Annotated in this window: 12 protein-coding genes and 1 pseudogene; 5 read left to right on the forward strand and 8 right to left on the reverse strand. The window is 61.5% G+C overall.

What is annotated here, in order from left to right; all coding sequences use genetic code 11:
• Nucleotides 1-10 precede the first annotated feature (10 nt).
• Both arcA and arcD read right to left on the reverse strand, forming a co-directional pair.
• Nucleotides 11-1,267 carry an arginine deiminase gene (gene arcA / locus AC3IYG_RS01580; protein WP_489311970.1) on the reverse strand — a complete coding sequence of 419 codons (1,257 nt, stop codon included), beginning with the start codon at nt 1,265-1,267 and terminating at the stop codon, nt 11-13.
• Nucleotides 1,268-1,287: 20 nt separating this feature from the next.
• Entirely contained in the window at nt 1,288-2,715 is a 1,428-nt protein-coding gene (gene arcD / locus AC3IYG_RS01585) for an arginine-ornithine antiporter (RefSeq protein ID WP_489311971.1), read from the reverse strand.
• A gap of 362 nt (nt 2,716-3,077) precedes the next feature.
• On the opposite strand from arcD, the gene AC3IYG_RS01590 reads away from it, so the two are divergent.
• Nucleotides 3,078-3,485 carry a DUF5064 family protein gene (locus AC3IYG_RS01590; RefSeq protein WP_489311972.1) on the forward strand — a complete coding sequence of 136 codons (408 nt, stop codon included), beginning with the start codon at nt 3,078-3,080 and terminating at the stop codon, nt 3,483-3,485.
• Nucleotides 3,486-3,569: 84 nt separating this feature from the next.
• On the opposite strand, the gene AC3IYG_RS01595 is transcribed toward AC3IYG_RS01590, so the two are convergent.
• From AC3IYG_RS01595 to rfbB, 6 genes are read right to left on the reverse strand one after another with little or no spacing between them, the layout of a single operon-like run.
• On the reverse strand, nt 3,570-4,979 hold the full coding sequence (locus tag AC3IYG_RS01595; RefSeq protein ID WP_489311973.1) for a sigma-54-dependent transcriptional regulator: 1,410 nt from the start codon (nt 4,977-4,979) through the stop codon (nt 3,570-3,572).
• Nucleotides 4,976-6,787: a sensor histidine kinase gene (locus AC3IYG_RS01600; RefSeq protein WP_489311974.1), complete on the reverse strand. Its 1,812-nt coding sequence runs from the start codon at nt 6,785-6,787 to the stop codon at nt 4,976-4,978. The genes AC3IYG_RS01595 and AC3IYG_RS01600 overlap by 4 nt, the downstream gene beginning before the upstream one ends.
• A gap of 47 nt (nt 6,788-6,834) precedes the next feature.
• On the reverse strand, nt 6,835-7,701 hold the full coding sequence (rfbD, locus tag AC3IYG_RS01605; protein ID WP_489311975.1) for a dTDP-4-dehydrorhamnose reductase: 867 nt from the start codon (nt 7,699-7,701) through the stop codon (nt 6,835-6,837).
• Nucleotides 7,698-8,243 (reverse strand): dTDP-4-dehydrorhamnose 3,5-epimerase, encoded by a 546-nt coding sequence (rfbC, locus tag AC3IYG_RS01610; RefSeq protein ID WP_489311976.1) that lies wholly within the window; start codon nt 8,241-8,243, stop codon nt 7,698-7,700. Before rfbC ends, rfbD begins: the two co-directional genes overlap by 4 nt.
• A complete protein-coding gene (gene rfbA / locus AC3IYG_RS01615; protein WP_489311977.1) occupies nt 8,240-9,112 on the reverse strand; it encodes a glucose-1-phosphate thymidylyltransferase RfbA in 873 nt (290 codons plus the stop codon). Before rfbA ends, rfbC begins: the two co-directional genes overlap by 4 nt.
• The gene (gene rfbB / locus AC3IYG_RS01620; protein WP_489311978.1) at nt 9,109-10,173 is read right to left on the reverse strand and encodes a dTDP-glucose 4,6-dehydratase; all 1,065 of its coding nucleotides are present in this window, start codon (nt 10,171-10,173) and stop codon (nt 9,109-9,111) included. Before rfbB ends, rfbA begins: the two co-directional genes overlap by 4 nt.
• 781 nt (nt 10,174-10,954) lie before the next feature.
• Here rfbB and AC3IYG_RS01625 point away from each other — a divergent pair.
• The 4 genes and pseudogenes from AC3IYG_RS01625 to AC3IYG_RS01640 all read left to right on the forward strand — a co-directional run.
• Nucleotides 10,955-12,400 (forward strand): mannose-1-phosphate guanylyltransferase/mannose-6-phosphate isomerase, encoded by a 1,446-nt coding sequence (locus AC3IYG_RS01625; RefSeq protein ID WP_489311979.1) that lies wholly within the window; start codon nt 10,955-10,957, stop codon nt 12,398-12,400.
• An 88-nt stretch (nt 12,401-12,488) separates the two neighbouring features.
• Nucleotides 12,489-13,283: an ABC transporter permease gene (locus tag AC3IYG_RS01630; protein ID WP_489311980.1), complete on the forward strand. Its 795-nt coding sequence runs from the start codon at nt 12,489-12,491 to the stop codon at nt 13,281-13,283.
• On the forward strand, nt 13,280-14,497 hold the full coding sequence (locus tag AC3IYG_RS01635; protein WP_489311981.1) for an ABC transporter ATP-binding protein: 1,218 nt from the start codon (nt 13,280-13,282) through the stop codon (nt 14,495-14,497). The genes AC3IYG_RS01630 and AC3IYG_RS01635 overlap by 4 nt, the downstream gene beginning before the upstream one ends.
• Nucleotides 14,494-15,465, forward strand: a pseudogene (locus AC3IYG_RS01640) (class I SAM-dependent methyltransferase); the annotation flags it as partial. The gene AC3IYG_RS01635 and the pseudogene AC3IYG_RS01640, both read left to right, overlap by 4 nt.
• Nucleotides 15,466-15,716: the final 251 nt, after the last annotated feature.

A 15,716-nucleotide genomic window follows, 5' to 3' on the forward strand; every position in this document is an offset into this window, starting at 1 on the left:
TAAATATCAATCAGTAATCGATCGGGTCGCGGATGATCGGGCAGGTCATGCAATGACCGCCGCCACGGCCGCGACCGAGTTCGCCGGCGCTGATGGTGATGACTTCCACCCCGGCTTTGCGCAGCAAGGTGTTGGTGTAGGTGTTGCGGTCGTAACCGACCACTACGCCGGGCTCGATAGCGACCACGTTGTTGCCGTCATCCCACTGCTCGCGTTCGGCCTCGAAGCTGTTGCCACCGGTGGGCACCACGCGCAGTTTTTTCAGTTTGAGGGATTCGGCGACCACATCGAGGAAGGGTTTTTCCTCGCGGCGCACGTCCAGGCCGCCGGGCCGGTTGCCGTCCGGGCGGATGCTGAAAGGGGTGATGGCATCGACCGCTTCGGCGAACACCGTCACCAGATCGCGGTCGCAAAAGCTGAATACGGTATCCAGGTGCATGGCCGCGCGGGATTTCGGCAGCCCGGCGACGACTACCCGTTGCGCCGCGTTGTTGGCGAACAGCGATTGCGCCAGTTGGCCGACCGCCTGGTGCGAGGTGCGCTCGCCCATGCCGACCAGCACCACACCGTTACCGATGGGCATCACGTCACCGCCTTCGAGCGACGCGGCGCCGTGGTCCTTGTCCGGGTCGCCATACCAGACCTTGAAGTCGGCATTGACGAAGTCCGGGTGGAATTTGTAGATGGCACTGACCAGCAGGGTTTCCTGGCGGCGAGCCGGCCAGTACATCGGGTTGAGGCTCACGCCGCCGTAGATCCAGCAGGTGTTGTCGCGGGTGAACTGGGTGTTCGGCAGTGGCGGCAGGATGAAGCTGGAGCTGCCGAGATAGCTGCGGAACATTTCGATGGCTTTGCCGCCGAAACTGTCCGGCAGGTCGGAACCCGCTACGCCACCGATCAGGAACTCGGCCTGGGCGCGGGGTTCGAGGCTTTCCAGCCAGGAGCGGACTTCATTGGTCAGGCCCAGGCCCACTTGGTCGGCGGTGATCTTGCGATCGAGAATCCACTTCAGGGCGTCGGCGTTCTGTACGGTTTCGGCCAGCAGGTTGTGCATTTCGACGACTTCGACGCCGCGCTCACGCATTTTGGTGACGAAGTCGAAGTGGTCGCGTTTGGCCTGGCTGACCCAGATCACATCGTCGAACAGCAGTTCGTCACAATTGCTCGGCGTCAGGCGCTGGTGGGCCAGGCCCGGTGAACAGACCATCACTTTGCGCAGCTTCCCGGCTTCCGAGTGGACCCCGAGTTTGACGTTGTCGTTGGACATGGCGGTTCTCCTTCAAAAAGTTAGAGTGTCAGGAAGCCGTCGTAGAGGCCGTAGGCGGCCACCAGCGCGCCGATGACGACGGCGACGAAGATCACTTTCTCGATTTGGGTAAAGATCGGTTGGCCGACTTCCCGCTTGGCCTTGGCGAAAAGAATCACGCCCGGGGCATAGAGCAGCGCGGACAGCAGCAGGTATTTCACGCCGCCGGCATACAGCAGCCAGACGGCATAGATCACGGCGATGGCGGCGATGATCAGGTCCTTGTTGCGCTCGCCCGCGGCTTGTTCGTAGGTCTCGCCGCGCACGCTGAGCAGCAGCGCATAAGCCGCCGACCAGAGGTAGGGCACCAGAATCATCGAGGTGGCGAGGTAGATCAGCGACAGGTAGGTACTGGCGGAGAACAGGGTGATGACCAGGAAGATCTGCACCATCGCGTTGGTCAGCCACAGCGCGTTGGCCGGCACGTGGTTAGCGTTTTCCTTGCGCAGGAAGGCCGGCATGGTGTGGTCGCTGGCGGCGGCGAACATGATCTCCGCACACAGCAGCACCCACGACAGCAGTGCACCGAGCAGGGAAATGATCAGGCCGACACTGATCAGTACCGCGCCCCAGTGACCGACGACATGCTCCAGCACGGCGGCCATGGACGGGTTCTGCAGCTTGGCCAATTCGGGCTGGGTCATGATGCCCAGCGACAGCACATTCACCAGCACCAGAAACAGCAGCACGGTGATGAAGCCGATGATGGTCGCCTTGCCGACGTCCGAGCGTTTTTCCGCGCGGGCCGAAAAGATGCTCGCGCCTTCGATGCCGATGAACACCCAGACGGTGACCAGCATCATGTTGCGCACCTGGTTCATTACGCTGCCCAGATCGGGGTTTTTCAGGCCCCAGATGTCTGCGGTGAAGATGTCCAGCTTGAAGGCGAAGAACGCGATCAGCACGAACAGCAGCAACGGCACGACTTTGGCGACGGTGGTCACCAGGTTGATGAAGGCGGCTTCCTTGATGCCGCGCAGCACCAGGAAGTGCACGGCCCAGAGCAGCACGGAGGCGCCGATGATGGCGGCCGGGGTGTTGCCTTCGCCGAAGATGGGGAAGAAGTAGCCGAGGGTGCTGAACAACAGCACGAAGTAGCCGACGTTACCGAGCCAGGCGCTGATCCAGTAACCCCAGGCCGAGGAAAAACCCAAGTAGTCGCCGAAGCCGGCCTTGGCATAGGCGTAGACCCCGCCGTCGAGGTCGGGTTTGCGGTTGGCCAGGGTTTGGAACACGAATGCCAGGGTCAGCATCCCGAAACCGGTGATTACCCACCCGATCAGCACGGCGCCGACATCGGCACTGGCGGCCATGTTTTGCGGCAGGGAGAAAATCCCCCCGCCGATCATTGAACCGACCACCAGCGCGACCAGCGCACCGAGGCGGAGTTTGTTGGCGGGCTCGGACATTGTGTGCCTCCAGGCTAGGAGAAGAAGTGGTAGCCATTAAGCGCGGCTAATTGGGGGGGAAGTCATGACCTGGATCAATAGCCGGCTAACTTTTCATGTTCAAAATACTCCCGAGCCAGATAACGCATTCCTCGTGATAGCTTGATGGCGGCCCGAAACGGGCAGCCTAAAGCGCTTGGCTGCACCATCTTGGAGCTGCTGGGTGGGTTTCTCGAGTCTGCAGGACAATGGTTTTTATTCAGGCTGGAGGGCTAAAGGCCACTTTGGTTTTATGGCATAAACGCTTTATCGGTAATTTTGGTTTGCTCTAGGCGGAAGTTGATCTGCTCCTTCTGCCTAGAGCCGCCGGAGAGGAGGCCAACATGTTCACCCCCGGCCATGCCGAAGTAACACGCGCCCCGCTAGGGGCTTTTCCTGGCTATCGCCTGAGCCTCGACTACCGCGTGCGCCACAGCGAAGCCGGGACTTATGTGGATTTCCAGTTAGGCGGCGAGGTGGCGGGGCGGGTGGTGCGCGAGACGTTCAGCCTGCATCGCGATGTGGCTTACAACTTCCTGCAGGAGGCCGGGCGCTGCCTGCGCAAGTACGGACTGGTGCCGCGACAGGCGCCACTCTTTACCTTTCATGGCGATTACGATCGGCTGTTCGCTGACCTGCGGGCCCAGCTCGGCGCCAGGTCTGGCGAGCCGGTGAATTTGCAGCGTTTCCTGTGCGGCGAGCCGATGCCGGAGGCCGACAAAGCGCTTTACACGGCGTTGGGCGCCGCTTGAGCGCTGCCGGTCAGAGCCTGCTGACGATTTTTGCCCAGCAGGTTGCAGTGGCAGTGAACTGGGCTGGCGGCGCGAGTGGCGGGCTCAGTCCGGCTCATCGGTGACACTGCCACCCACGTCGGCGAAGTTCAGGCCGTGCTTGCGCAGTTTGTCGTGCAGGGTTTTGCGTGGTATGCCCAGCGCTTCGGCCAGGCTGCGCAGCGAGTTGTGGGGACGGGTCAGTTCGGCGGCGATCAAGGCCCGCTCGAAGGCTTCGACCTGTTCGCTCAGACCGCCGCTGCTGGCCGCCAGATCGGTCTGCTGACGGCCGGGTGCCTGCTCCAGACCCAGCTCGATGCCCAAGTCCAGGCCAAGTGCGAAACGTTCGGCGGTGTTCTGCAACTCGCGCACATTGCCCGGCCAGTTGTGGCGCAACAGCAGGGCATGCTGCCCCGGCTGCAGTGTGTGGGCGGGCAGGCCGTGGCGGGCGCTGGCGGCGTCGGCGAAGTACTGGAACAGCAGCAAAGCGTCCTCGGCGCGCTCGCGCAGCGGTGGGATGCGCAACGGCGCGACGTTCAACCGGTAATACAGGTCGGCGCGGAAGCGCCCTTGATCGGCCGCTTGACGCAGATCCTCCTTGCTTGCGGCGATCACGCGGATATCCAGGGGAATCAGCTGGTTGCCGCCGAGGCGCTCGACCACCCGCTCCTGCAGCAGGCGCAACAGCTTGACCTGCACCTCCAGGCTCATGCTCTCGATTTCGTCGAGGAACAGCGTGCCGCCATTGGCGAATTCGAACTTGCCGATACGGCGCTTCTGCGCACCGGTGAAAGCGCCGGGCTCATGGCCGAACAGCTCGCTTTCCACCACCGACTCGGCCAGCGCGCCGGCGTTGATGGCGACGAAGGGACCGGTGCGGCGGTTGGACAGGTCATGCAGCGCACGGGCGACCACTTCCTTGCCGGCACCGGTTTCGCCGAGGATTAGCACGTCGGTGTTGATCGCCGCGAGGGCGCCGATCTGCTCGCGCAAGCGCAGGATCGCCGGCGACTGGCCGAGCAGCCGGACGCTCAACGCCTGGCGGTCGGCGAGGGCCAGGCGCAGGCTGCGGTTGTCCAGTACCAGGCGGCGCAGCGCCAGGGCGCGGCGCACGCTATCAAGCAGGTCGTCGCTGGGAAAGGGTTTTTCCAGAAAGTCATAAGCCCCGCTGCGCATCGCCTGCACGGCCAGGGGCACGTCGCCGTGGCCGGTGATCAGCAGCACGGGCAACTCGGCGTCTTGCCCGTGCAGTTGTTCCAGCAGTTGCAGGCCATCGAGCCCCGGCATGCGGATATCGCTGACCACCACCCCCGGCCAGTCGTGGCCGATGCGCTTGGCCAGCCCTTGTGCATCGCCCAGGGCCAGCACCTTGAGGCCCGCCAGGTCGAGGGTCTGGCTGAGCGCCTGGCGCAGGTGCGGGTCGTCGTCGATCAGCAGAACCTGGATGCGGCTGTCGATGGCGTTGTCCGTACTCATGCGGAGTGATCCTCGGGGGGTTGGAGGTTGACGCCTGGTGCGGCGGCACGCAGGCGCAGGGTCAGCAATGCGCCGCCCTCGGGGTGGTTGGCCAGCAGCAGTTCACCGCCGAGGGCGCGCATCAGGGTATCGCAAATCGCCAGGCCCAGGCCGAGGCCTTGGGCACTGGTCTTGGTGGTGAAAAACGGTTCGCGGGCACGGTTCAAGGCTTCGGTGGAGAAGCCCGGGCCGTTGTCGCGCAGGCTCAGCTGGATGCCGTCGGCGGTCTGCGCGGCACTCAGCCAGATGCGCCGCGGCGGGGCTTTTTCGCCGAGTGCATCGAGGGCGTTCGCCAGCAGATTGCCAAGCACCTGGCGCAGCCGCGTTTCGCCGGCCTGCACCCACAGCGTGGCATCCGGCAGGTCGCGGATCAGCTCCACCTCCATCGCCCGCCGGCGCTTTGCCAGCAGTGCCAGGGCATCGTCCAGGGCCGGTTGCAGGGCCACGCTTTCCGGCGCATGCCGATCGCGACGGGCGAAGGCGCGCAAGTGCGCGATGATCGAGGCCATGCGCGCGGTCAGTTCGCTGATCAGTTTGAGGTTGCCGCGTACCTCGTCGGTGCGCTGGTGATCGAGCAGCACCCCGGCGTTTTCCGCGTAGCTGCGGATGGCCGCCAGTGGCTGATTCAGCTCATGGCTGATGCTCGCCGACATGGTGCCGAGGGCGGACAGCTTGCCGGCCTGCACCAGTTCGTCCTGGGCCCGCAGCAGTTCCTGCTGGGCATGTTCGCGCTCCAGCACCTCATCCTTCAGACGGCTGTTCAGCGCTTCCAGGTCGCGGGTGCGGTCCAGCACACGGATCTCCAGTTCGCGCCGGGCACGGGCATCCAGAGCGATGCGCTCGAGGTAATGGCGCCGGCGCTGCATCATCAGGCCGAGCAGCAGGATCAGCACCAGCAGGGTGGCGCCGGCGATGGCGGCGGTGGTGCGCACCTGGCGGTCGACCAGGACGCGCGGGGCGAGGATGCTGACGGTCCAGCCGATTTCCTGCAGTTCGCGGCTTTGGGTGATCCAGATGCCCTGGTCGAGCCGCATGGGGTCGGGGGACTGGGTCGGGTAGGGCTGATTGGCGGCAATGGCTGCGCGTTCGGCGTTGTCCAGCGGGCGGGTGGCACGGAAGCGCCACTCGGGGCGCGAGGTGATGATGGCCACGCCATTGGAGTCGGTGACCAGCAGCTGTTCGGGCGTATTGCCCCAGAGCGTTTCGGCGTCGTCCAGATCGACCTTGACCACTAGGATGCCGATTACCCTGCCGCCCTCGCGCACCGGGCTGGCGTAGAAGTAGCCACGTTTGCCGGAGGTGGTGCCGAGGCCGAAGAAGCGCCCCTGCCGACCCTGCAGGGCCTCCCGGTAGTAGGGGCGAAAGGTGAAGTCACGGCCGACGAAGCTGTCGGCCTGGTTCCAGTTGGACGAGCTGAGGGTGATGCCCTGCGGGTTCATCAGGTAGATGACGTCGGCACCGGTTTCTTCGCGGACCTTTTCCAGTAGCAGGTTGGCCGCGACCAGTCGCGCCGGGTCGCGCGGTTCGGCCAGTTGCGCGCGCAAGGGCGGCAGGTCGGCGAGGATCGGCGGCAACACTTCAAAGCGCCGCAGGGTGCCGAGCAGGTTGGCGACATAGAGGTCGAGTGTCTGTCGGTTCTGCTCCAGCAGTGCCTGGGTGTAGTAACGCTCGGCGAGGCGCTGCACCGGCCAGAGCAGTGGCGCCAGCACTAAAGCGAGCAGGGCCAGGCTGCGCCAGCGCGGGCGATAGGGGGTGGCGGATGCTGTCATGGTGTCCCGATGCGCCTGTTGATGGGCGCATTATGGCACTCGTCAGCTCAGCGGGGGTGTTTCAGGCAGTCATCCAGCCCATTGCGCCAGTCCGGCAGGGCGACCTTCCAGTCCTGCAACAGTTTGCTGCCGTGCAGCCGCGAGTTGAGCGGGCGCTGGGCCGGGGTCGGGTAGGCGCTGGAGGGTATCGGCTCCAGCGTCGCACAGGCCTTGCCCTCGGCCTTGAGCCGTTCGGCGATGGCGTTGGTGAAACCGAACCAGGAAGTCTCGCCCTGGGCGCTGAAGTGGTAGATACCCCAGTTACGGGTGCCGCTCTGCCACTGCTGAATAAGCTCGGCGGTGGCTGCGGCGATGCTGCCGGCCCAGGTCGGGGCGCCGATCTGGTCAGCGACCACGCGCAGGTGCTCGCGCTCCTGCAACAGGCGTTGCATGGTCAGCAGGAAGTTGCGGCCATGCTGGGAGTAGACCCAGCTGGTACGCAGGATCAGGTGCGCGCCGCCGACCGCCTGGATGGCCTGCTCGCCGGCCAGTTTGCTGCGGCCATAGACGCCGAGCGGGTTGGGCTGGTCCTCCTCGCTGTACGGGCTCGGCTTGCTGCCATCGAACACGTAGTCGGTGGAGTAGTGGATCAGCGGCACATTCAGCGCCGCGGCCTCTTCGGCGAGCACGCCGGGTGCGGTGGCGTTGATCGCGAAAGCCAGCTCGGGCTCGCTTTCCGCCTGGTCCACGGCGGTATGGGCGGCGGCATTGATGATCAGGTCCGGCGCCAAGGCACGGACTTGCTGGCGAATCTGGGCCGGGTCGGCCAGGTCGAGTTGGTCGCGGCCAAGCGCAACCACGTCGGCGCTGCCCGCCAGGCTCAGTTGCAGCTCGCGGGCGACCTGGCCGCTGCGACCGGTAATCAGGATTTTCACGGGAATACGTCCGCCTGTTCGAGGCTCAGGCCAGCCTGGTCCTTGGCCGACAGTTGCGGCGGCTCGCCGAGCTGCCAGTCGATCGCCAGGCTCGGGTCATCCCAGCGGATGCAGCGCTCGTGGGCCGGCGCGTAGTAGTCGGTGGTCTTGTAGAGAAACTCGGCGAACTCGCTGAGTACCACGAAACCGTGGGCAAAGCCCTCGGGCACCCAGAGCTGGCGTTTATTCTCGGCGGACAGGTGTACGCCGACCCAGCGGCCGAAGTTCGGCGAACTGCGGCGTACGTCGACGGCCACGTCGAACACTTCGCCGGCCGTCACGCGCACCAGCTTGCCTTGGGGTTGCTGCAGCTGATAATGCAGGCCGCGCAAGACCCCGCGTTGCGAACGCGAGTGGTTGTCCTGGACGAATTCACGCTTGAGCCCGGTCGCTTCTGCGAAGGTGTGGGCGTTGAAGCTTTCGAGGAAGAAGCCGCGCTCATCGCCGAAGACTTTGGGTTCGAGGATCAAGACTTCCGGTAGCTCGGTGGCGATGACCTTCACGCATGTTCCCCTGCGAGTTTGAACAGATACTGGCCATAGCCGGTCTTGCCGAAGGCCTGGGCGCGATCGAGCAATTGCGCCTTGTCGATCCAGCCGTTCTGGAAGGCGATTTCTTCCAGGCAGGCGACCTTCAGGCCCTGGCGATGCTCGATGGTCTGCACGTATTGCGAGGCTTCCAGCAGGCTGTCGTGGGTACCGGTATCCAGCCAGGCGAAGCCGCGGCCCAGGCGTTCGACACGCAGGTCGCCACGTTGCAGGTAGGCGTTGTTGATGTCGGTGATTTCCAGCTCGCCACGGGGGGAGGGTTTCACCGCCTTGGCGATCTCGATCACGTCGTTGTCGTAGAAATACAGACCGGTGACCGCATAGCTGGATTTTGGCTGTTTGGGCTTCTCTTCGATGGAGATGGCGCGGCCCTGCGCATCGAACTCGATCACGCCGAAACGCTCGGGATCGTTCACCCAGTAACCGAACACCGTCGCACCGGGCTGCTTGTTGCCGGCGCGCTTGAGCATCTCGGTGAAGTGTTGGCCATGGAAGATGTTGTCGCCGAGGATCAGACAGACCGGGTCCTTGCCGATGAATTCCTCGCCGATCAGGAAGGCCTGGGCCAGGCCGTCCGGAGAGGGTTGCTCGGCATAGCTGAACTCAACGCCGAACTGGCTGCCATCGCCCAGCAGGTTGCGGTACTGCGGCAGGTCATGGGGCGTGGAGATCACCAGGATTTCACGAATGCCAGCGAGCATCAGCACTGAGATCGGGTAATAGGCCATCGGCTTGTCGTAGATCGGCAGCAACTGCTTGGACACACCGAGCGTGATCGGATGCAGTCGGGTGCCGGAGCCGCCGGCGAGGATAATCCCTTTCATAGTGAAGCTCCCAGTCGTTCGCGTTGATAGCTGCCATCCTGCACGCGGCGGCACCATTCGAGGTTGTCGAGGTACCACTGCACGGTCTTGCGCAGGCCGGTGTCGAAAGTTTCTTGCGGGGTCCAGCCGAGCTCGCGCTCGATCTTGCTGGCGTCGATAGCGTAGCGCAGGTCGTGCCCCGGGCGATCCTTGACGAAGCTGATCAGTTCGTCGAAGCGTGCGATGCCGGCCGGTTTCGCGGGCGCCAACTCTTCCAGCAGGGCACAGATGCCGCGCACCACGTCGATGTTCTTCTGTTCGTTATGACCGCCGATGTTGTAGGTCTCGCCGACCACGCCACGGCTGACGACTTCCACCAGCGCGCGCGCGTGATCCTCGACGAACAGCCAGTCACGGACTTGCAGGCCATCGCCGTAGACCGGCAGTGGCTTGCCATCGAGGGCGTTGAGGATCACCAGCGGGATCAACTTCTCGGGGAAGTGGTAGGGGCCGTAGTTGTTCGAGCAGTTGGTCAGCAGCACCGGCAGGCCATAGGTGCGCTGCCAGGCCCGGACCAGGTGGTCGGACGCGGCCTTGCTGGCGGAGTAGGGCGAGCTGGGTGCGTAGGGCGTGGTTTCGGTGAACAAGTCATCGACACCGTGCAGGTCGCCATACACCTCGTCGGTGGAAATGTGATGGAAACGGAAGGCGGCCTTGCGCGGTTCGTCGAGGCCCTGCCAGTAACTGCGCGTGCTTTCCAGCAGGCTGTAGGTGCCGACGATGTTGGTCTGGATAAACTCGGCCGGTCCGTCGATGGAGCGATCGACATGGGACTCGGCAGCCAGGTGCATGATGGCCTCGGGCTGAAAGCGCAGCAGGGCAGCGCCGACGGTCTCGCTATCGGCAATGTCGGCCTGGAGGAACTCGTAGCGCGGGTTGCCGGCTACAGTCGCCAGTGACTCCAGATTGCCGGCGTAAGTCAGTTTGTCCAGATTGAGGACATTGTGCTCGGTGTTTTGCAGCAGGTGGCGGATCAAGGCCGAGCCGATAAAGCCCGCACCGCCGGTTATCAGAATTCGCATGCAGATTGGTCTTCTTTCATCGTTTGGATACGCAGTCGCAGGTGCGTAGCTTGTCGGAAGGTGGGGGGTAGAAGCAAGTTGGTGAACCTTAGTGGTGCAGTCTTGTCCGACACAGGGTTGAGCCTGCAGAAGTGGGGGTGATGTCAATGCCCCTCACCAGGGCGCAACGACTGGCCCAGGTGGCCCAGGCTATCGGGCGGATATCTAAAACATCCAGGCGTCGGATGGCTGGTCGCAGGGCGCTCTCGGTATTGCTTTTTGCCCCTTCCAGAATGTGATGTAGGCGCTGTTAGTCACCTCGCTCCGCGAGCTGGGGGATGTGCGGTGCTTGAGCGGGGGATAGTCAGGCTGTAGCATTAAAAAGGGTGATCTGCTTGGCATTTCTGCCTTTTTACACCCTGTTTGATTCGCTAATGCGCCGTGCCATGTAACGTAAATGTGATGGCGAAGAGCTTCAGGGCGTTGAATAAGGGCGACGCTCACTCAAGGGCTCACGCCTAGTCGATGCACCGGAGGCCAATCTGGCAATTATTTTGCAGTGCTTCAACCAACGGCTTTTCCACAGCGTCTCGAAATACCATGTGCTCGGGGTGTGTGGGCTTATGACACTAGCGGCTAGCGCCAGGTTTAAACGCTTTGTTGAACACCAAGTCTATTTACAAAGGCAGCTTGTTCGTCTGAAAAACGACAGCAGTTGCTTGCCTGACGATAAAATGAATTTTGGGAAGATTTTTTGGAGTGCGCCTCTTGCGGCGCAGTCCATACGTAATGGAGTACATCAGTGTTAAAGACAATTCCGGTCATCGTCTGTGGTGGCTCTGGCAGTCGTTTGTGGCCTGTTTCTCGCCTGGCCCACCCGAAACCCTTCATGGCGCTGCCTGGCGGCGGCAACCTGATTCAGAAAACCTTTGAACGGGCCCTGAATCTGCAAGGTGTTGTCGAGATTTTGACGGTCACGAACCGAGAGCTGTTTTTCAAAACCCTCGATGAGTACAACCGTTTCAAGGCCTCAAGTCCCAAGCTGAGCTTCGTGCTTGAACCGTTCGGTCGCAATACCGCCGCTGCGGTCGCCGCTGCGGCCCTGGAAATTGCCGCCACTCATGGAAACGAAGCGCTGATGCTGGTATTGCCGGCAGACCACCTCATTGAAAAACCACAGGCTTTTGCCGCCGCCGTTGAGCAGGCCCAGCGTTTGGCGGCAGACGGTTGGCTGGTGACCTTTGGTATACAGCCAGAGGCTCCGGAAACGGGCTTTGGTTATATCCAGATCGACCAGGCCGCCAATCTGGGCGGCGGTTTTGCCGTGAAGGGTTTTGTCGAAAAACCCGATCTTGAAACGGCGCAGGGTTACCTGGCCTCGGGCGACTACCTGTGGAACTCGGGCATGTTCTGTTTCCAGGTCGGCACGCTGATTGACGAAATGAAGCGCTATGCGCCTGAAGTGGTCGAGGCCGTGGAGGCCTGCCTGGCGATTGGCAATCTGATGGACAACGCAACGCAGCGCTGCCTCAATCTGGATGCGGCTACCTTCGCCAAGGTGCCCGATATTTCCATCGATTACGCGCTCATGGAGCGCTCACGAAAAGTGGCGACGGTGCCCTGCAATATTTGCTGGAGTGACATCGGCTCCTGGAATGCCGTGAGCGAACTGACCGGCGCTGATGCCGATGGCAACCGCTGCCTGGGTGACGTGCAGCTGTACCAGGCGAGCAATAACTACGTTCAAAGCAATGAGCGCCTCACCGCATTGGTCGGGGTGGAAAACCTGATTGTGGTGGATACGCCCGATGCCATCCTGGTCGCGCACAAGGATCACGCACAGGACGTCAAACATATCGTCAGTCAGCTTAAAAAGACTGGCCATGACGCCCACCTGGCTCATCGCACCGTGCATCGGCCATGGGGCACCTACACCACCTTGGAAGAAGGCGAGCGCTTCAAGATCAAGCGCATTGTGGTCAAGCCGCAGGCCTCGCTGTCCTTGCAGATGCACCACCATCGTAGCGAGCACTGGATAGTTGTCAGCGGTATGGCGCGGGTCGTCAACGATACCCGCAGCATCATGCTCAACACCAACGAGTCCACCTTCATCTCGGCTGGGCACAAGCATCGCCTGGAAAACCCGGGCGTGATCGACTTGGTGCTTATCGAGGTGCAGTGCGGTGACTATCTGGGTGAAGACGACATCGTACGTTTTGAAGATGTTTATGGCCGGGTCGGTCAGTAGCGTCGGTAAAAATACAACCTAATATCAAATAGACCGGTCATTTCAGTAAGCTCACCGTTGTGCGCTGGTGTCTGATCCAGGAATTAACATGTATTCATTATTGAAAAGCCTCTGGAGTTACCGGGGCTTTGTTGTTTCGTCCATCCGTAATGAATTCATCGCCCGCTTCGCTCGCAGTCGCCTTGGCGGTTTGTGGATGGTCATTCACCCGCTGGCGCAGGTGGCTATCTATGCGTTGATCCTCTCCAATGTACTGGCGGCCAAACTGCCAGGCATCGAAAACAAGTACGCGTACGCACTCTATATGATGGCCGGCATGCTGGCGTGGAGCCTGTTTGCCGAGATCATCAGCCGCTGCCTGACCCTGTTCATCGAGCAGGGCAATCTGATGAAGAAAATGCGCTTTCCGCGCATCACTTTGCCGGCGATCGTGGTGGGCTCCAGCCTGCTGAATAACCTCCTGCTGCTTGCCGCTGTACTGGCTGTTTTCGCACTCCTCGGGCAGGCGCCCAACCTGCACATGTTATGGCTCGTCCCGCTCACCTTGGCGGTGGTCGCGTTGGCGGTCGGCATAGGCCTGATCCTCGGCGTGCTCAATGTCTTCGTGCGCGATATTGGCCAGGTGGTGCCCATCGTCTTGCAGGTATGGTTCTGGTTCACGCCCATCGTCTACCCGATCCGAATCGTGCCTGAAGAACTCAGAGGCCTCTTGGAGGCCAATCCGATGTATCCCATCGTCAGCGCCTACCACGATATCCTGGTCTACGGGCGTGCGCCCGACTTGCAGCAGGTGACCATCATCACTGCTGTAGCGCTTGGCTTGATGCTGCTCGGCCTATTCATATTCCGCCGTGCGGCGCCAGAAATGGTGGATGCCCTATGAGCCTGCTCAGCGTCAACAACCTGGGCAAGGCCTACCGTACCTACGCCTCGGAGTGGCAGCGCGTTGGGCGCTGGTTTGGCTTGCCGATCAAGCCCAAAGAAGAGCACTGGGTACTCAAGCACATCAGCTTCTCGATCCAGCCCGGCGAGGCCATTGGGATCGTCGGGCAGAACGGTGCCGGCAAATCCACCCTGTTGAAGATGATCACCGGTACTTTGCAGCCCAGTGAAGGCAGCGTGCAGGTCAATGGCCGCATCGCCGCGATCCTCGAACTGGGCATGGGCTTCAATCCGGAATTGACCGGCCGGCAGAACGTCTATCACGCCGCCGGGTTGATGGGCTTCGGTGCCGAGCAAATCGGGCAAGCCATGGGTGACATCGAAACCTTCGCTGAAATCGGCGAATACTTCGATGAGCCTGTACGCACCTATTCCAGTGGCATGCAGATGCGCGTGGCGTTCTCCGTCGCTACGGCTTTCCGTCCGGAAATCCTGATTGTCGACGAAGCGCTCTCGGTAGGTGATGTTTACTTTCAGCACAAAAGCTTTGAGCGTATTCGTGAATTTCAGCGCCAGGGCACCACGTTGTTGATCGTGTCCCACGACCGGGCATCGATTCAGTCCTTATGCGAGCGCGTCATCCTGCTGGAGCAGGGCACTGTCATCAAGGACGGTAGGCCTGAAGAGGTCATGGACTTCTACAACGCCATTATCGCTGAAAAGGAAAATGCCACCGTCGAGGTCCGGCAACTTGAAGATGGCAGTGTGCAGACCCGCTCCGGTAGTGGTGAGGCGAACATCGAGTCGGTCAGCTTGCACAATGTGAGCGGGGAGCCAATCGAATATGTGTCGGTGGGTGAGCAGGTCACCTTGCGTGTCAGGGCTCGCGTCAACAGCGATATCCCCGAACTGGTGGTGGGCTACATGATCAAGGACCGCCTCGGTCAATCGGTCTTCGGTACCAATACCCACCACCTGGCCTGCAAGCTTGAAACCTTGCAGGAAGGTGAAGTGGTTGAGTACCGCTTCACCTTCCTGGTTAATCTTGGCGTCGGCTCTTATTCCGTGGCGGTGGCCCTGCATACCGCCGAAAACCATATAGCCCGCAACTATGAATGGTGTGACCTGGCGCTGGTGTTCAATGTGGTCAACCTTTCGAAGGCGCTATTCGTTGGTCTGGCCTGGATGCCACCTACCGTGGAGTGCAGCAGATGAGCATCCCCTTCTACCGTGCCTTTGAAGATCGTTACCGCGGTTCGCGTGAGTTGATCAAGGGTCGGCAGCGGGTTTACTTGCCCTTTATCGAGCCACTCAAACAACTCTATGAAGAATGCCCGGTATTGGACCTTGGCTGTGGTCGTGGGGAATGGCTGGAGATTCTTCTGGAAAGCGGCTTCAAGCCCAAGGGGATCGACCTTGATCCTGGCATGCTCGAAGCCTGCCAGGCGCTCGGCCTGCCAGCCGAGCAGGCCGATGCCCTGGCCACTCTCAAAGGGTTGCCAGATGAAAGTCAGACGGCGGTTTCCGGCTTCCACATTGCCGAGCACATTCCATTTGCCGACTTGCAGGAACTGGTGGCAGAGGCTTTGCGCGTGCTCAAGCCAGCCGGGTTGCTGATCCTGGAGACGCCCAACGCCGAAAACCTGGTGGTCGGTACGCAGAACTTCTACCTCGACCCCACCCACGAACGGCCGATACCGCACCTGTTGCTGAGTTTTCTCACTGAATACAGCGGTTTCGCCCGCTCCAAGCTGCTGCGCCTGCAAGAGCCCGCCCATTTAATGGAAGGGGCGCACGTCGAGTTGATGGATGTGCTGGGAGGGGTCAGCCCCGACTACGGAATCGTGGCGCAAAAGACTGCGCTCGAAGGACAGGCAGCCCTTTTCGATGACGCCTTCGAAAGGGCCCATGGGCTGGCGCTCGATGTGGTGGCAAAGCGCTATGATAGCTGCTTGCATAACAAACTCATGGAAGTGGTTGAGAAATTGGACAGCACGACTCAAAAGGAACAGGCCCTGACAGGGCAGTTGGAACAACTGCAGAGCCAGGTGGAGCAGGTGGCACATGCTCACGCAGGCTCCGCCAGCCTGGAACTGCGTACGGTTCAATTGGAGACCATCGCGGATCAATTGAGGCTACAGCTTCAGGAAGCAGGCCTGCGCATTCAACATGCGGAAAGTCGCGGTCAACAAGCCGAGTTTTCTTTACGCGATAGCCTGACCCGCGTAGCCCAGGCAGAAGCCCGCCAGAGTGCGGTCGAAGCCATCAACGAATCCCTTCGCCCGCAGGTTCAGCAGGTTACGAGTGAGTTGCTAGCGCTCTACAAGAGCTCGCAACGGCTGGAAATTCTTCTGGAACAGGCAGAAGCACAAATCGCCAACGTGAAGGCTGAGCTGGCGCAGATGCGCGAGCATAGCCAATTGCTTGAGGCTGA

It is taken from the genome of Pseudomonas sp. KH_027, from assembly GCF_057838565.1.

Excerpts from the sequence above, each read along its gene's own strand:
- AC3IYG_RS01635 (WP_489311981.1), top strand. The coding sequence starts at position 13,280 with ATGAGCCTGCTCAGCGTCAACAACCTGGGCAAGGCCTACCGTACCTAC.
- rfbA (WP_489311977.1), bottom strand. The coding sequence starts at position 9,112 with ATGAAAGGGATTATCCTCGCCGGCGGCTCCGGCACCCGACTGCATCCG.
- AC3IYG_RS01600 (WP_489311974.1), bottom strand. The coding sequence starts at position 6,787 with ATGACAGCATCCGCCACCCCCTATCGCCCGCGCTGGCGCAGCCTGGCC.
- arcD (WP_489311971.1), bottom strand. The coding sequence starts at position 2,715 with ATGTCCGAGCCCGCCAACAAACTCCGCCTCGGTGCGCTGGTCGCGCTG.
- arcA (WP_489311970.1), bottom strand. The coding sequence starts at position 1,267 with ATGTCCAACGACAACGTCAAACTCGGGGTCCACTCGGAAGCCGGGAAG.
- AC3IYG_RS01595 (WP_489311973.1), bottom strand. The coding sequence starts at position 4,979 with ATGAGTACGGACAACGCCATCGACAGCCGCATCCAGGTTCTGCTGATC.
- rfbB (WP_489311978.1), bottom strand. The coding sequence starts at position 10,173 with ATGCGAATTCTGATAACCGGCGGTGCGGGCTTTATCGGCTCGGCCTTG.
- AC3IYG_RS01590 (WP_489311972.1), top strand. The coding sequence starts at position 3,078 with ATGTTCACCCCCGGCCATGCCGAAGTAACACGCGCCCCGCTAGGGGCT.
- AC3IYG_RS01630 (WP_489311980.1), top strand. The coding sequence starts at position 12,489 with ATGTATTCATTATTGAAAAGCCTCTGGAGTTACCGGGGCTTTGTTGTT.